This is a genomic window from Gramella sp. AN32 (genome assembly GCF_023718305.1).
GTDB lineage: Bacteria > Bacteroidota > Bacteroidia > Flavobacteriales > Flavobacteriaceae > Christiangramia > Christiangramia antarctica.
Map to the genome: position 1 here is coordinate 201,591 of NZ_QEYO01000007.1, position 15,147 is coordinate 216,737.

14 protein-coding genes are annotated in these 15,147 nt (G+C 36.8%); all 14 read right to left on the reverse strand.

From position 1 onward, the window contains the following. Positions 1 to 25 precede the first annotated feature (25 nt). Entirely contained in the window at positions 26 to 1,066 is a 1,041-nt protein-coding gene (locus DHD80_RS10365) for a PepSY-associated TM helix domain-containing protein (protein ID WP_251741094.1), read from the reverse strand. Between the two features lie 10 nt (positions 1,067 to 1,076). Beyond that, entirely contained in the window at positions 1,077 to 3,428 is a 2,352-nt protein-coding gene (locus DHD80_RS10370) for a TonB-dependent receptor (protein WP_251741095.1), read from the reverse strand. A gap of 73 nt (positions 3,429 to 3,501) precedes the next feature. Continuing rightward, complete coding sequence (locus DHD80_RS10375; RefSeq protein WP_251741096.1) at positions 3,502 to 4,164, reverse strand: ATPase; 663 nt, start codon at positions 4,162 to 4,164, stop codon at positions 3,502 to 3,504. Then, complete coding sequence (locus DHD80_RS10380; RefSeq protein WP_251741097.1) at positions 4,148 to 4,900, reverse strand: hypothetical protein; 753 nt, start codon at positions 4,898 to 4,900, stop codon at positions 4,148 to 4,150. The genes DHD80_RS10375 and DHD80_RS10380 overlap by 17 nt, the downstream gene beginning before the upstream one ends. Before the next feature lie 3 nt (positions 4,901 to 4,903). After that, complete coding sequence (locus DHD80_RS10385; protein ID WP_251741098.1) at positions 4,904 to 5,188, reverse strand: helix-turn-helix domain-containing protein; 285 nt, start codon at positions 5,186 to 5,188, stop codon at positions 4,904 to 4,906. A 291-nt stretch (positions 5,189 to 5,479) separates the two neighbouring features. Next, on the reverse strand, positions 5,480 to 6,331 hold the full coding sequence (locus DHD80_RS10390; protein ID WP_251741099.1) for an RteC domain-containing protein: 852 nt from the start codon (positions 6,329 to 6,331) through the stop codon (positions 5,480 to 5,482). 82 nt (positions 6,332 to 6,413) lie between these two features. Then, positions 6,414 to 6,719: an STAS/SEC14 domain-containing protein gene (locus DHD80_RS10395; protein ID WP_251741100.1), complete on the reverse strand. Its 306-nt coding sequence runs from the start codon at positions 6,717 to 6,719 to the stop codon at positions 6,414 to 6,416. A gap of 267 nt (positions 6,720 to 6,986) precedes the next feature. Further along, a complete protein-coding gene (locus DHD80_RS10400; protein WP_251741101.1) occupies positions 6,987 to 7,610 on the reverse strand; it encodes a hypothetical protein in 624 nt (207 codons plus the stop codon). Between the two features lie 21 nt (positions 7,611 to 7,631). Then, on the reverse strand, positions 7,632 to 8,321 hold the full coding sequence (locus DHD80_RS10405; protein ID WP_251741102.1) for a HupE/UreJ family protein: 690 nt from the start codon (positions 8,319 to 8,321) through the stop codon (positions 7,632 to 7,634). Between the two features lie 50 nt (positions 8,322 to 8,371). Continuing rightward, the gene (locus DHD80_RS10410) at positions 8,372 to 8,572 is read right to left on the reverse strand and encodes a hypothetical protein (RefSeq protein WP_251741103.1); all 201 of its coding nucleotides are present in this window, start codon (positions 8,570 to 8,572) and stop codon (positions 8,372 to 8,374) included. Positions 8,573 to 8,644: 72 nt separating this feature from the next. Beyond that, complete coding sequence (locus DHD80_RS10415) at positions 8,645 to 8,902, reverse strand: (2Fe-2S) ferredoxin domain-containing protein (protein ID WP_251741104.1); 258 nt, start codon at positions 8,900 to 8,902, stop codon at positions 8,645 to 8,647. Positions 8,903 to 8,926: 24 nt separating this feature from the next. After that, positions 8,927 to 10,195, reverse strand: coding sequence for an MFS transporter (locus DHD80_RS10420; RefSeq protein WP_251741105.1), 1,269 nt, complete (start codon positions 10,193 to 10,195; stop codon positions 8,927 to 8,929). A gap of 33 nt (positions 10,196 to 10,228) precedes the next feature. Continuing rightward, positions 10,229 to 11,428 (reverse strand): efflux RND transporter periplasmic adaptor subunit, encoded by a 1,200-nt coding sequence (locus tag DHD80_RS10425; protein ID WP_251741106.1) that lies wholly within the window; start codon positions 11,426 to 11,428, stop codon positions 10,229 to 10,231. Positions 11,429 to 11,458: 30 nt separating this feature from the next. Further along, positions 11,459 to 15,147, reverse strand: a 3,689-nt coding sequence (locus DHD80_RS10430; RefSeq protein ID WP_251741107.1) for a CusA/CzcA family heavy metal efflux RND transporter, incomplete at its 5' end; no start/stop codon positions are given.

The window sequence follows — 15,147 nt, forward strand, 5'->3', positions numbered from 1 at the left end:
GAAAGAATTGATGTACAATTCTCTTTCAGCAAAGTAATTTTTTTCTTTTTAACCAGATGAAATATCCTGATATGGATAAAAAAGGACCGGAAAGCCCAACGAAACAGTACAAAACTTTACTGATCCAACCTCCATATTGTCCAAAATGAAGGGGCAGGATGCTACTATTGAACTTAGTGATAAAGCTAGCCTCATTAATTTTATCGATACTGACAATAGCTCCAGTTATATAATCAACGGAAAACTTATTGTAATATTTACTTAGGTAAAACGCATCCTCTTCGAAAGTTCCATTAAAAACTATTTTACCTTTTTCTGAAGAAGGCAATCGTATATAGGTGGCTTTGAAGTTGGGTTCTTCTTTTTTGATTTTAGTTAAAGATGCCTCTAAAGATGTTTTTAATATGGGAGGCGAAGGTTTTACACCTTCCCTTAATCCTGAATTAACAACTTTATACGCTAAGAAAATACCCGTGAATACAATTACAAGATTCAATAATAACGCCCAAACCCCCACATATCGATGTAGGGCTGAGTAGAAAGTTCTTTTATTGGTGCTTTTTAATTTTACTTGAAATAAAAGTGTTTTGACAATCATTTTACGATAAAGGATAATCCCTGTAAGCAGAGATAGAAAAAAGGCAATCCCTGCAAAGAACACTAAAAACCTACCAATAATCCCGGTATGTAATGAATAATGGAACTTTAAAAGCCATTTGGTAAAATGGGTGTTGGCATTTATAGTTTTGATAATATTACCGGTACTGGGATGAACAAAAACATATTTTCTTGCTTCCGGTCTTCTTATATTGAATAAAATAGTTTTGCCTTTCTCAAACTTGATTATCCTGGTATCCCAATTAGGAAATTTATCCTGAACCGTTGCTGTGGCTTTGTCTAATTGTAAGTCGGTAGTATTGATTTCAGCCTCATACTTATTAAAAAGCAGATGGTCTATGTCTTCAGTAAAGATTAATACAGAGCCCGTAATACCCATAACGAACAAGAATACACCTGCAACGATCCCGAAATAGGAGTGGTATTTTAATAGGGTTCTGTTGTTCATTAAATTACTACTATAAGTTTACAGTAAGAGATACATTAAATTGCGTCCCATTTGCCTTAATGTAATTGGAATCCCTTGCATTCCATTGAGAAATTGGGGGATAGTAATCTTCATTCAATAGATTTCTAACTCCAACGCCTATTTCCGTAGTAGGGGTAAGTTGATAATTTGTTGTAAGGTTAAATATATTAAAGCTGTTGACCGGGCCTTTACCATAAGTATATCCTCCATTTTCATTAGGATCAAAGCGATTTCTGTCGCCACTGTAAATATGTGTTAGGCGTGCATCGAATTTATTTGCCAACTTGTAGGACAAGTAAGAAACTAGTTTTAATGGTGGAATTCTATCGCCCCCTATAAAAGTGTTATAATCTCCATTGTCCTGAGTATCTATTTTCCCTTCTGTGTATGAAACCGATGTCCCAAAATTTATATTTCTTGAAAGTTCGGTATCCAAAGAAAGTTCAAATCCATATACCTTTTCCGGTTGCCTTAAGATTTCGAAGGCACCGCTTGGAGTTTCGCTATAAGTAGAACCTAAATTGGAGGTACTAATAAAATATGCACCGCTCAAACTGGTTCTTCCTAAATGTGTATTGAAACCAATTTCATAATTATTTGCAATCACGGCTTCAGAATTAATCTGGGTAACGGTATTTTCCGTTGCCGAACGCAATGTTCTGCCTAAATCGGCAATGGAAAAACTTTGGGAGAAACTAACAAAAGGTTTAAAAACCCTCCATTTGTTATATCGTACCCCAGCATTAAATACCGTGGCATTGTAGTTCAGTTTTCCCCCTGTTATAGCTATTCCCCCGCTATTAGGAGTTGTTTCACCTAAATTATACCTGGTAAGTGTAGTATAATCTGGAATTTGAATATTGATATTTTCAAGTCTAATCCCCGCTTTTAAAACAAAATTTTGATAAAGTGTTTTCAACTGTGCATAAGGCGCAAAATTCGTCATATCCATTTCGGGTACCCACTTCCGGCCATCAACTAATTCTTGAGAAGTCTTATCATTTAAAATATCAACTCCATAAAGAATATTTCCATTTACTTCACCGAAGGAATATGGTGTTTTAAAGTTTAGTCTTGCTCCTTTTTTGACAGATAATATTGAGGACTGTCCACCATCAAAACCTAAGTTGGGATCGTAAAAACTATCTGTATAACCATAAACAGTTTTAAAATCTTGCAAATAAAGATTTGACCTAAAATCGGTATTGCCAAAAATATCATCATAATCGTAGATTACTTGTGCATTATGATTATATCTATTTCCCTGGTCTTCCCCTAAATCATGGCCAAGAACCCCGATAGTGGGAGTTTCTCCATATACGCCTACCTCGGGAATGTAATCGGAATCTTGATTACTGCTAAAATAGTTGTACATTAATTCCACCCGTTGTTTTTTGATAATTTGATAATTCAATTTACCAAATAGGCTATACTGACTGGTTTCCCCTAAGCCATAAAATGGCGATAAGACCACACCGTTCGCATCTTTGTAGACACCTGTTTGTCTAAAGCTTCCGCTGGTCACATATCCTAATTTATTAAGTTGCCCAGAGAATGTTTGGGATACGTTAGCACCAACGGTTTTACCAATATCTACCAAAGCTCCTTCTGCCCCAACAGAAGTTGTGCTTTCTAATTTTTTTGTGGTATTGGGTTTTTTTGTAATGTAGTTTACAATACCTCCATCGGCACCGTTCCCATAAATTGCAGTGGCACCTTTTATAACTTCAATTCTTTCTAGGGTACTGGGATCAATTGTATTTACATCTCTTCCGCCCTTACGAAGCGGAGTGGATTGTGGAATTCCATCAATCAATATCAGCATATTTCTTCCTCTTAATGTCTGCCCTGTACTGCTAGTGCGGTTAGAACTTAATGCTAGGCCTGGTACTTCAGTCAATACATCTGCAACAGAATTGCTTGTTTGGGCCAAGTTTTCGATTTGCCGAGAGTTTAATACAGAAACGGAAGAGGGTACTTCGTCTAAAGTTTCACGTGTTCTGTTGGAAGTGATTACCACTTCACTCAACTGTTGGTTTGATCCAGAAAGTACAAAATCAAGAGTGATAATTTCTTGACTGGAAACGTTTACCGCCTTGGTCTGTGATTTAAACCCTATAAAGAAAACTTTTACAGTATAATTTCCTTTTTCAATATTGGAAATAGAATACTTTCCATCAATATCTGTAATAGTTCCCCGCTTTGAAGTTAAGGTTATATTAGCACCCATAAGAGGTTCACCGCTTTCATCTTTGACAGTACCTGTTAATGTGGTTTGTGCGTATGTAATAGAGCTAAGTAAGCTAAGAGTGGCAAACAATAATTTTAAGTTGATTTTCATTGGTCAATGATTTAATTTTTGCCAAATATAAAAATTATTTTTATTTAGACTTGTTATAAATAGTAAAATTAATTCACCTCCTCTTATCCCCAGCTTTAGTATCAAAAGCAATTAAATTAAACAATTCCCGCATTCGGCTGCGTACTCGGTTGCCATATCGTTCTTCTAGTTCTTCAGCATTGAGATTAGTGGTGGCGTGGGTTTTACTTTTCTTTTTGGTTTGCAGAAATAATTCGTAACGAGACAAGAGCACTTCTCCCATCACGTTGAGATCCTTGCCATAAAACCTTCCGGCTGGTTCAACACCTAAATCGTCAAAGCAGAAAAATTTCGTGTTACCATATTCCTCAATAGTCTTAAATCCCAAATGATTAAAACTAAACGCTACATTCCGGCACGGAATCATTTCATATGGTCGTTGCATTGGTACGATATGTCGCAATAGTTTCATCAAAGTGGTCTTTCCACATCCCACAGGTCCGGAAAGAAGAATGCCCTTGTCAGGATCGATATCATCTTTCAGGCAATTTTCTTTGTCCTTGATGAAATAGTAGCATAGTTTACGAATGATAACCGTGTCCTCATCATAGATTCTGAATTGTTTGCCAAAAAGTAACTTTCCCTTGGCATTCAGGTAAATCAGAATCTTATCAAAATCGTAGAGAACGCTTTTGCCATCAAATCTCCCGAGCGAATATTCCACACCACCTTCGATAATTTTAGAGGGGTTGTCCATAGTCTTTGTTTTTAGTGGTTCGCAAGTTGTCCTTGATTTGGGACGGTTGTTTTTTGTTTGGTTTGTTTTCCTCGGCATATAACTCTGTTCTGTCCATCCAGTTTGTGGCCAAGGCACGCCAATCTCTAATTTCATTTCCATCACTTGTTTGCCAGTTCCGAGTTTCATAATGCTCGAAGAATTTTTTTCCTTCATTAGCATCAAAACTTTTTTCAATAAAAAAATCAATAACGGCCTGCCAGCCCTTTGGTTGTTTTATATTGTTTACTTGTTTGGTATTGTTTATAGTAGATACCAATGCTTGTCCACTGGTGGGACGGTGCGGGTCCACAGCTTGTCCATTATTGGGATGGTGTTGGTACACAACTGGTTCACGTATGGGATGGTAGTGTTCCGCAAGCTGTTCTAATATGGGATTGTACTGTCCCGTCACTGGTTCATCACTTGTCCCTATAATGGACATCTTAATTTTACTGCCCTTATATGGATTATTGGAAGGGAAATAGGAAAGGTAGTTCCAAGAGTCTAAATCGGTAATACACCTATGGTACGTAGATTTTGAGCCTATTTTTGCACATTGCATTAAATCCCTTCGGTTGACGTAGAACTCACCTGCAAACCGACTACTGTTCCATTCCTGGAACAGTGCCATATAAAGGCTTATGTGCGTTGGATTGAGGCGGTCATCAAAAAAGAACTTTTCAAAAGCCGCATTTAGTAGCTTTATATAGTTCATCTTTTAAGAATTTTGCTTGTGCTGTACTCGATTCGAGTTCATTACACCTTGAATTTCCTCTACATCATAGTAGATAATACCGCCTACTTTGGTATAGGGCAATGTACCATTGATACGAAGATTCTGCAATGTACCTGGACTGACTTGAAGCAGGTCCATTACCTCTGAAGATTTTAGATATTTCTTGAGTTTTCCAGTTGCTTGTTTAGATAGAAGATTCTTAATGTCATCGAGCAATTCCATTTTAAATTCTCGAAGGTCGTCGGTGGTAATAATATTTGCTGGCATAATAGAACGGTTTTAAAGAAAGGGGTTATCGTATCGATTCCAACTAATTTGATAGCCCCTGACCTGATTTGACTTTCGTTCTACAAATTTGGGATGGTTTATTGGATTTTAATCCCAAGTTGCACCCAAGTTGGGAGTTTTATTTGCTCATTTTCAATGGTTTAAATTAGTTTGATTTAGAGATGTCTCATTAAATCATCTATACCAAATGATGATAACTAAAATTAATTTTATTTTTTCCCAAGTAAGACCCAACTTGGGAAGGAATTTAACATTTAAACTGAAAATACATTATCCGTCCGTTTCTTCCATTCGCCTCAAAAGTGTTGTTTTCAGTCTATCGATAAACTTGGTTTGGTCGATTTTCCGCTCTCTTATTTCGAGAAAAGTTCTATATACATTGCCAAGTTTAAGTTCAAAAATGTCTTCACAAGCTGAAGCCATCTCTTTAATACCAGCCGTCCCACTTTTTATTGCACCCGATGCTTGTAAGGCATAAATTAATTCAATCAGGTCAGTTTTTGAAGCTGTCCAGCCAAGGCGCTCACCATTGGCTAAAGTGTTTAATTTATTGGAAATACCGTAGGACTGATCTCTTAAATAACTTAATTCCTGAACGTAGTGATTTATCAAGAGGTCATAGGCCATAATTTTAGCAATTGCGTTATCGTGACTCGTAGAAAATTCAGCATCAGTATAGAAATGGGAAGTATCTGAAACCAGACTGATTTTATCTTTACCTCTAATAAAGTAAAATTCATCTAAAACCGAAGATTTTTCCCTGTAATATTTAATAAAGTCGATATTACGGCGGTTACTTTCTTGAAGCTTTTTAATTTCTTCATCTATAAAAATCTGTTGAGATTGGATGGTTCCAGCTGGTCTATTAATCAAAAAATTGTACAGTTTAGCGTAGAATTTCAATCTACTATAAACATAGGGCTTGTGTTTTTTAAAGAATCTTATTTCGCTTTCTTTATTAGTGAAATCATTATCTCTAATACATAACCGTAGTTTTTGTAAATATTTTCTTGATATTGTAATTCCTTTTTCAACAATATTGAAATCATTGAGGTTGGATTCCTCTACATCTAATATCTCATTCTTGTAATCATCTATTATCTTAAGTAAATGTTTTTCCAAATCATAGGTTTTATTACTATATCTAAAAACCCACATTGATAAAAATTCTAGTTTGGGTTCATAGATAATTTTTTATTGTATTTCAAGCTTTTAAATGAACCCACCTTTTAGCTTGTGCTTTTTCTATTACCTCAAAGAATTTAATTTCGGATCTATAAAATTTCCTTGCTATTATCCGCATATTTTCTATGGATTCATCGCGACAAACAATTGCTATCTTTTTAATATTTTCTTTAAATTTTAAACCGATTTCCTGCAATAGTTCATCTCCTACAAATTCATTTACTTCCAGATATATTTTAATATCTCCACGTACTTCAATCTTTGATTTTAAAAAGAATAGTGCTTCTTTACAATCTTGAAAATTAAGATTCTCTTTTACAATCATATAGACAGTGTATTATCTGAATAAAGTAATATTAAAACTGGCTCAAGTTTAAAAGTTCATTATTTTTTGGTTGTCCATTGGCCACACCTAACGGTATAGGGTAGGGTTTGGTTCCGTTGAAATGCGTTTAATTATCATTTTCAGTAATAATTATTACTGTTGATTTATTCAAAATCACAACTGAAAATTATTTCTAAACTGTAATTTGTGCCTGCTAAGCTATTTCAATTGGGCGTAGAAATTCACCTACCATTGCAGGACTTAAAATTATAAGGTATACTGACCTTTCAGTCTTAAATTAACCGTAACGTCCTCATTACCGGTATTTCTAAAAAACCACCCGTGTTTTCCTTCATATGGGGCCAAAAAAGTACCCACCATATTGTTGGAATTGGCAATTGTATAGCTTTCGAAATAAACTTCCTTTACTTCTTTTTCTTGTTTTACCTCACCGTGAAAATCGAAATAGAGAACCTCACCATTAGCGGTAGTCCATTCATATTTCATTTTCCCGTATTTGAGCATATCTATTTTAAATTCAATTCCTTTTCCTGCTGGGACAACCACTTTGGTTTCATCTTCACGTAAATTTAATTGTGTAGGTGGGGGAGGGTTATCGGCCTCTATGGGTCTGGCCACATCAGGTCCTGAACCTGCCTTTTCAAGTTTGATTATTGCAGTAGAAGGATTGGATGCCATAATTCCCAAACTAGATGTGCCGGCTTCTTCGGGAACGTAAAGTTTGCTAAATCCCAATAATTTTCCCGCACCTGTGGGATCCCTTCCGTATTCCGCTGGCAAAACAGCTATAACCAATAATAACGCACCGACGATTAGTGAAATGACGGTAGCTTTTATAATTTTACTTTTTTCCAATACTGGATGTTTCATTTCTGACATAGTTGATTTTTTTTAAGATGTAAAGTAGCCTGTTAATTGAAAGCCGAGCAATAAAAACCCGGCTGCCATTAAAGCTGTATTGGTAATTGTTGAAAATTTCATAAAACTGGGTTGTCTTCTCCAAACCGTTATAAGTATCAATACGACCGCTAAAGCAATAAATTGTCCTATTTCTACACCAATATTGAAGCCTATGAGGTTGGTAAACAATCCTTCTCTATCAAATTTGAATTCTTGCAATTTACTTGCGAGCCCAAAACCGTGGAATAATCCAAATATCAAAACAGCTGCCTTGGTATTAGGTTGTTTGCCGAAGAACCGTTTAAAACCGCCTAAATTATCAAACCCTTTATATACAATGGATAACGCGATAATCGCATCGATTAAGTATGCATTAATATTGATGTCGGCTAATACACCTAATAATAAAGTGGTACTATGACCAATTGTAAAAAAACTAACATATAAGAGCACTTCTTTCGGTTTATACAGAAAGAAAATAACACCGACCAAAAACAGTAGATGGTCATAGCCTGTAATCATATGTTTAGCTCCTATATAAAGAAACGGTCCAAAGGCCACGCCGCTATTTCCCAATAGAAACGTTTGTGTGTTTTCATCTACTCCGTGCGCATATGCTATTGAACCAAATGCTCCGCATAGAAAAAGAAAGAGAAAGGCATATATTTTTTTAATTTTCATAATAAAATTGATTAAGTCCCATTGCAGATGGTGCAATGGGACTTTGATTATTAATGGGCGTGCCCGTGTGACTTAACCTGCTCTAAACTATCCATTGTTTTTTTGCGGGCCATTTGAATGCTGTCTTGAGTTCTAACCATTTCTGCATTATTGTCCTTATTCACATTGGGACCAGTTTCTTCCTTCTTAGTTTCCTTACAGGATACTAATAGTGCCAAAACAACTATGGTGGTAAAAAAAACTTTTTTCATAATTTATTTATTTTGAGATTTACTGCTTTTTAATTTTTGAGATACTCTTCCCATAATTGAATTAGATACAGTCTAATTGGATTTTTTATTCAAAATATACCTTTTAAAGATCGTTCCTAAATCTTTTTCTGAAAACCATATATCGCTTGGATGAAGATGAAGCACAGGAGCCTGTTGGCATCTATTATTGCAATCCATTTTTTCAACTTCAATTTTATCTTTTAGGTTATATTTTTTTATATAGTATTCTAAGCGTTTTCCTTTTTTCTTTCGGCAGTTTGCACCGTTACACCTATAAATAACGGGCTTATTGTTTTTGTAATCTTCCATAATACCAATGCTCTTAGTTGGGGCTTAACCTATTTTTCTCCAGTTTAAAAGTTTTGATCCTGCAACACTTTCCTTTGGCCTAAGAAACAGAAACACCATTAACAACAATGCTAGTGAAATGATGCCGCCATAGAGAAATTCTTTTTCGGGGAAATTGGTTCCCAAAAATCCGGCTATTGGATAAGCGATAGCCCACCACAAATGTGAAAATGCAAAATGCGAACCATATACTTTTCCCTGTTCACTATCAGATATATTTTCTCCGATAAGCGTTTCCGAAGGAATTTCTGCAAGACTTTGTCCCAACCCTGCAAAGATCCAGAACACAAAGAGCAAAGAGAAATTCAAGTAATTTGCGGCACTAATTGCCAAGCCTAACACTAAGGCTCCCAATAGCAAGGAAACCTGCCTCGATTTGGATTTATCAATGGCTCCGGAAACGAATGCGGCTACTGTTGCACCAATTCCGAAGGCGGCCATAATCAAACCATAATCACTATCGGTAAGGCTCAATCCCCCTTTGACAAGAACAATTGTATTTACTAAAATGAAAGCTCCGGCCATCGCCGACACCAATTCAATAAATAGCGCAAAACGTATGTATTTGTTTTGAAACAAAAGCTTTGCCCCTTTTGTAACATCTTGCCAAGTGGTAGGGTGTTTCTTCGAGACATCTTCCTTAGCTGCATTCAAGAAATCTTTTGGAAGGGTTAAAAGCAAAATGCCCGCGACAATAAATGTAGCTGCATCAACCAAAAATATTTCGCGAGCACCCAACCAAACTGCAAGGATACCTGCCAATCCTGGCCCTAAAACTCCCAATAACTGATACGTGGCAGCGGATAGACCAATAGCTTGCCGATATAATTTCTTGTCAACTATCTGTGGAATTATAGACCTATAAGTAGGACTAAAAAAAGCATTGAAAACATTCATAAGGAATACCAAGACATAAATTTGCCATTCGGTGGTAATAAACGGTAGCAAGGCGACAAGTCCCATCCTAATAAAGTGGGTCGTGTACAGGATCTTTTTTCGGTCTATCCGGTCTGCTAGTACACCTGCAAAAGGTGAAAAGATGATAAAGGCGGTTACCCGCAATGTAAGTGCCGTAGCCAAAATTATAGCTGCCCTTCCTTCCCCAAATTGATAGGCTAATAATGCCAATCCAACCCAAGTAAAGGCATCACCCAACAGGCTAATGGTCTGTGCGAGATACACTTTCGCAAACAACTTATTTTGCAGAGCCTGAAAGGGTTCTGTTAATCTGGATATTACCTTGTCAATTTTCATCTTGGTATCACAAAATTATTTTTTAAATTAAAACTATTCCTCTTCTTCAGAATTTCGCAAAGCAGACAAGATGGAATAAGCGTTTTTTACCACTGGCTTAAAATTGTTAACATCAAAACTTTCGGCAAAAGTTATAGCTGTATAGCCTTCTTGTTCAATTCCTTTTTTAACCTGTTCCAATATAAATTTATAACCACCTTCAGTTTCTTCGGTTTGAAGGATTACAAAATCTTTTCCTTCGTATTGAACGATAGCTTCAGAGGCAATTGCATTTTGCTTATTGGTACCGCTTTCTATCCAAGCTTTTACGTACATACCGGGCAAAAGGCCTTTCTCGTCCCCTTCATTTATATGGGAATAAACCGGTGTCATACGGTCAATACCAGTGGCTTTTCCAATTAAGAAAACCTCGGCAGTGCGGTCAAAAGTATTGTCATTGGAAAGGGAAAACTTAACGGTTTGGCCCACTTCTATATTCCCTAAATCCTTTTCAAAAGCATTCAATGCCAAATGAACATCGTTTAAATTAACTAGTTCAAATAGAACATCCTGTGGCGATACATAATCACCAATATTTACATTGCTTGCCTTCACAAAACCTGTAATTGGAGCATAAAGGTTTGCAGTTCGCGATATATTGCCGTTTTGTACAGAATTCTTACTGATTCCCGCAAGCGCAAGTTGTTGTTCATATGCCTTAACCCGCCCTTGTGTTATTCTATAATCTGAAGAAACCTGTTGAAACGTTTTTGCAGAATTTATGTCTTCTTCCCGCAATTGTTTTTGGCGGTTATATTCTTCTTTAAGAAATTGGAGTTTGCTTAAACTTTCCAAATAATCCTGTTGGATTTGGATAAATTCAGGATTTTCAATTGTGGCCAAGACTTGGCCTTTTTTAATCTCTTCACCAGGTAGTCTCCCTGCAGTTTTTAAATAACCTCCTAAAGGTGCAGATACAGAAGCCATACTTTCAGGCTCTACATCAATGACTCCATTCAGTTTGATAATATTACTAAGATTTCTCATTTCAATCTCCCCGGTTTCAATTCCGGCAAGATTGTATTGGTCTTTGGTAAAAGTGATTTGTTTGGATCCGTTTGCAACTGGCTGTTCTTCTTTTATCGAAGTTTTTTCGGAAGATTCCATTTTTTCGGAATCCTTGTTGCCACAAGCCAATATGAATAGGCTAGATAAAATGAGCAGCGATATTTTTGTTCTAAATTGAATTTTCATTTTTATATATTTTAATGTGAAATCACTTTTTTACAAGCCCAATAAGGCTTCGATTACTATGATAGACTGGTTATATTGATAAAGTGTGTTTAAATAATCTGTTTGAATACTATTCGCCAAAGTGAGGTTTTGCAGGTATTGCGTGTAAGAAACATCTCCACTTTTAAAGCTCTTTTCTGAATTGTTAATAATAAGTTCCGCCTGTGGCAACGCTTCATTTTGATAGTAACTCAAAGTTCCCTGAAGTTTGTAATATTCTTGTAACAAATTTTGTAGTTCCCCTTGTAACTGGGTTTGGTTCAACTCAATTTGAGATTGGGCGATCTCCTCTTCAATTTTTGCTGCCTTGATCTTGGAACGATGCCCCCCAGGAAAAATGGGAATTGCAACCCCTACCTGAAAGGATGAAAATAAGTCATCATCACTAAAATTTTGGTTTGCTAACCCGCTACTTTGAGCACCATTAAAGGTTTGGCTGTTATAACCGAACATAATATCAGGTAAAACTTTGTTCCTTTCCACATTTGTCTCCCGTTTTCTTACCTCTAATTGTTGTTTTAGATAGGCGTAAAACGGGCTTTGTTCTATAGATTGACTTTCAATATCGAAATTTATCTCACTAGGGATTAATTCAGTGGATTTAACACTAATATTCTCCTTAGTGTTCAAGACTACTTGTAGTCGGTTTTGTGCGATTCTCAAATCGGCTTCGTTCTGTTGAAGCTTATTTTTTATTTGCATCGATTGAGCTGCTGAGGTTACGCTTTCCAATTTTGTGGATTCTCCTGTTTTATAACGCATCAAACTTGACTTATTCAGATTGCCGTAAAGGCTATCTTGACGCTGTAATAATCGTTTATTTTCCATTAAAAACACAGTTCTTAAATAGGCAGCTTTTACATCGGCAATTAGTCTATTTTCTTCTATAATTTTCAGTTGCTCACTACTATTGACCTTAGCTTTCGCAAGCTTGAACTGACTGGTATAAACTGTAGGAAAATTGATTCGTTGCGTAACACCATAAAGATTATCTTTTACCGCAGGCGTATTAAATTCGCCGCCTGAGTAGGAAAATTCTGTTTTAGGAATGCTTATCGCGCCATACTTTCCTGTTTCTTCAACATCTATTTCATATTGCGCAATCTTAATTCGGTTATTGTTTTTAAGTGCAAGTTCAATAGCCTCAGGTAATGTAAGTTCACGCTCCTGTATTTGGTTAATTTCTTGTGCTTGAAGCTGCATTGCCGGAAAGAATAAGCCACCAATGACGATTAAAGTAGCTAATTTCTTTCTTCCGAAATTGAATTTAGCTTTTCTATCAGTAAAATAAATGTACAGAACGGGTAGAACGATTAGCGTTAATGCAGTTGCCGTAATCAAGCCACCAATAACCACTGTAGCCAATGGCCTTTGTACTTCTGCACCGGATGAATTTGACAATGCCATAGGTAAAAACCCTAATGCTGCAACGGTAGCAGTCATTAGTACTGGTCTCAATCTCACGCGTGTTCCTTTAAGGACACGTTCATAAATATCAGTTACACCTTCTGCATCTAGCCTGTTGAATTCTGCAACCAATACGATACCGTTTAAAACGGCCACACCAAATAATGCAATAAATCCGATTCCAGCCGAAATACTGAATGGTAAATCTCTTATGATTAGTGCAAAGACACCTCCAATAGCAGATAACGGGATAGCCGTAAAAATGAGCAAACTTTGTTTTATTGAGCCAAAAGCAAAATAGAGCAAAATTAAAATCAGCAACAAGGCTACTGGTAAGGCGATCATCAATCGTTGATTGGCCTCTTGCAGGTTTTGAAATTGACCGCCATAGGTTACATAATAACCTGCTGGCATATCAACATTCGAAGCCATAATTTGTTTGATATCCTCAATGATACTTTGTACATCCCTATCACGTACATTGAAGCCAACAATAATTCGACGTTTTGCATTATCTCGCTGAATTTGTACAGGTCCGGGTTCAAAGGAAACGCTTGCTACTTCACTTAGCGGAATTTGGCTTCCTTCCGGGGTGCTCACATATAAATTCTGTACATCGGTAATATCAGTTCGGTAATCTTTATCCAATCGAACCACTAGATCAAAACGGCGTTCTCCTTCATATACAAGTCCAGCCGAAGTACCCGCAAACGCAGTTTCAATAGCATTGTTTACATCCTCGATATTCATCCCATATTGAGAAATCTTATCACGGTTCATTTGAATATTGATTTGTGGTAATCCAGTCACTTCCTCAACATACAAATCTGCAACTCCATCTACCGATTTTATTTTGCTCCCAACATTGCTGGCTAGATCTGAAAGAATATTAAGATCCTCGCCATAAATTTTGATTACAACATCTTGTTTTGCACCTGTCAAAAGTTCATTGAAACGCATTTGTATGGGCTGTTGAAAGCTAAAAGTAGCATTAGGGATTATTGACAGGGATTCTTTCATCTCTGCTGCCAGTTCTTCTCTTCCGCCAGCTTTTGTCCATTCCGATTTTGGACTCAAAATAACCATCATATCTCCTGCTTCAATTGGCATAGGATCCGTTGGTATTTCTCCTGAACCGATTTTGTTCACTACTTGCAATACTTCATCTGGATATTCTTTTAATAGTATAGTTTGCGCCTTCTGAGAAACATCAATCATTTGGTCGATGGAACTACCAACAGGAACTCGTGTCTCTACTGCAAAATCCCCTTCGTCCAACTGCGGAATAAACTCGCCCCCCATATTGGCAAATACAACTAGTGTAATAACAAATAACCCTATTGCCAATCCAATTACCAAAAGTTTTGCGTGAAGCGCAGCTTTTATAATAGGATTATAAATGCGCTGAAAGAAATCCATCATTTTATCAGAAAAATTTCTTTTATGTTCCGTCTTTCGACCGAGTACCAGAGCAGACATCATAGGAACATAGGTAAGCGATAAAATTAATGCGCCCAGAATAGCGAACATTACCGTTTGCGCCATGGGGTGAAACATTTTCCCAGCTACCCCAGTCAATGCTAAAATAGGTAGATATACAATTAGAATAATTATTTGCCCGAACGCTGCAGAATTCATCATTTTTCCAGCAGATCGTTTCACTTCGGTATCCATCTGTTCAGAAGATAACTTTTCCACTCCGGCATACTTCTTTTTACCCGTATGGATCCCGAACATTACAGATTCAACAATAATTACCGCTCCATCTACGATAAGACCAAAGTCTATGGCACCCAAACTCATCAGGTTCCCCGAGACTCCAAAGAGTTTCATCATTGATATTGCAAAAAGCATTGAAAGAGGTATGACAGAAGCCACGATCAATCCACCCCTTAAGTTCCCCAGAAAGAGGATTAACACAAAAATCACAATTAACGCCCCTTCTGTAAGGTTTGTGGTTACCGTTCCTATCGCGCGATCCACCAATTTTTTCCGATCCAGATAGGGCTCAATGGTTACTCCTTCTGGTAAAGTTTCCTTAATCTGTTCAATTTTATCCTTAACAGCATTTATAACTGCAGAAGAGTTTGCTCCTTTTAGCATCATCACAATCCCCGTAACCACTTCTCCTTCTCCATTTCGGGTTGCAGCTCCATATCGAACTCCGTGACCGAATTGAACTTTAGCAACATCCCTAACAAGTATTGGTGTTCCATTACTCACTTTAACAACTATCTTCTCTAGCTCTTGCAAATTATTCACGAGGCCTTCAC

Coding starts and splice junctions, on each gene's coding strand:
- DHD80_RS10365 (WP_251741094.1), bottom strand. CDS start 1,066: ATGAACAACAGAACCCTATTAAAATACCACTCCTATTTCGGGATCGTT.
- DHD80_RS10370 (WP_251741095.1), bottom strand. CDS start 3,428: ATGAAAATCAACTTAAAATTATTGTTTGCCACTCTTAGCTTACTTAGC.
- DHD80_RS10375 (WP_251741096.1), bottom strand. CDS start 4,164: ATGGACAACCCCTCTAAAATTATCGAAGGTGGTGTGGAATATTCGCTC.
- DHD80_RS10380 (WP_251741097.1), bottom strand. CDS start 4,900: ATGAACTATATAAAGCTACTAAATGCGGCTTTTGAAAAGTTCTTTTTT.
- DHD80_RS10385 (WP_251741098.1), bottom strand. CDS start 5,188: ATGCCAGCAAATATTATTACCACCGACGACCTTCGAGAATTTAAAATG.
- DHD80_RS10395 (WP_251741100.1), bottom strand. CDS start 6,719: ATGATTGTAAAAGAGAATCTTAATTTTCAAGATTGTAAAGAAGCACTA.
- DHD80_RS10400 (WP_251741101.1), bottom strand. CDS start 7,610: ATGAAACATCCAGTATTGGAAAAAAGTAAAATTATAAAAGCTACCGTC.
- DHD80_RS10405 (WP_251741102.1), bottom strand. CDS start 8,321: ATGAAAATTAAAAAAATATATGCCTTTCTCTTTCTTTTTCTATGCGGA.
- DHD80_RS10410 (WP_251741103.1), bottom strand. CDS start 8,572: ATGAAAAAAGTTTTTTTTACCACCATAGTTGTTTTGGCACTATTAGTA.
- DHD80_RS10415 (WP_251741104.1), bottom strand. CDS start 8,902: ATGGAAGATTACAAAAACAATAAGCCCGTTATTTATAGGTGTAACGGT.
- DHD80_RS10420 (WP_251741105.1), bottom strand. CDS start 10,195: ATGAAAATTGACAAGGTAATATCCAGATTAACAGAACCCTTTCAGGCT.
- DHD80_RS10425 (WP_251741106.1), bottom strand. CDS start 11,428: ATGAAAATTCAATTTAGAACAAAAATATCGCTGCTCATTTTATCTAGC.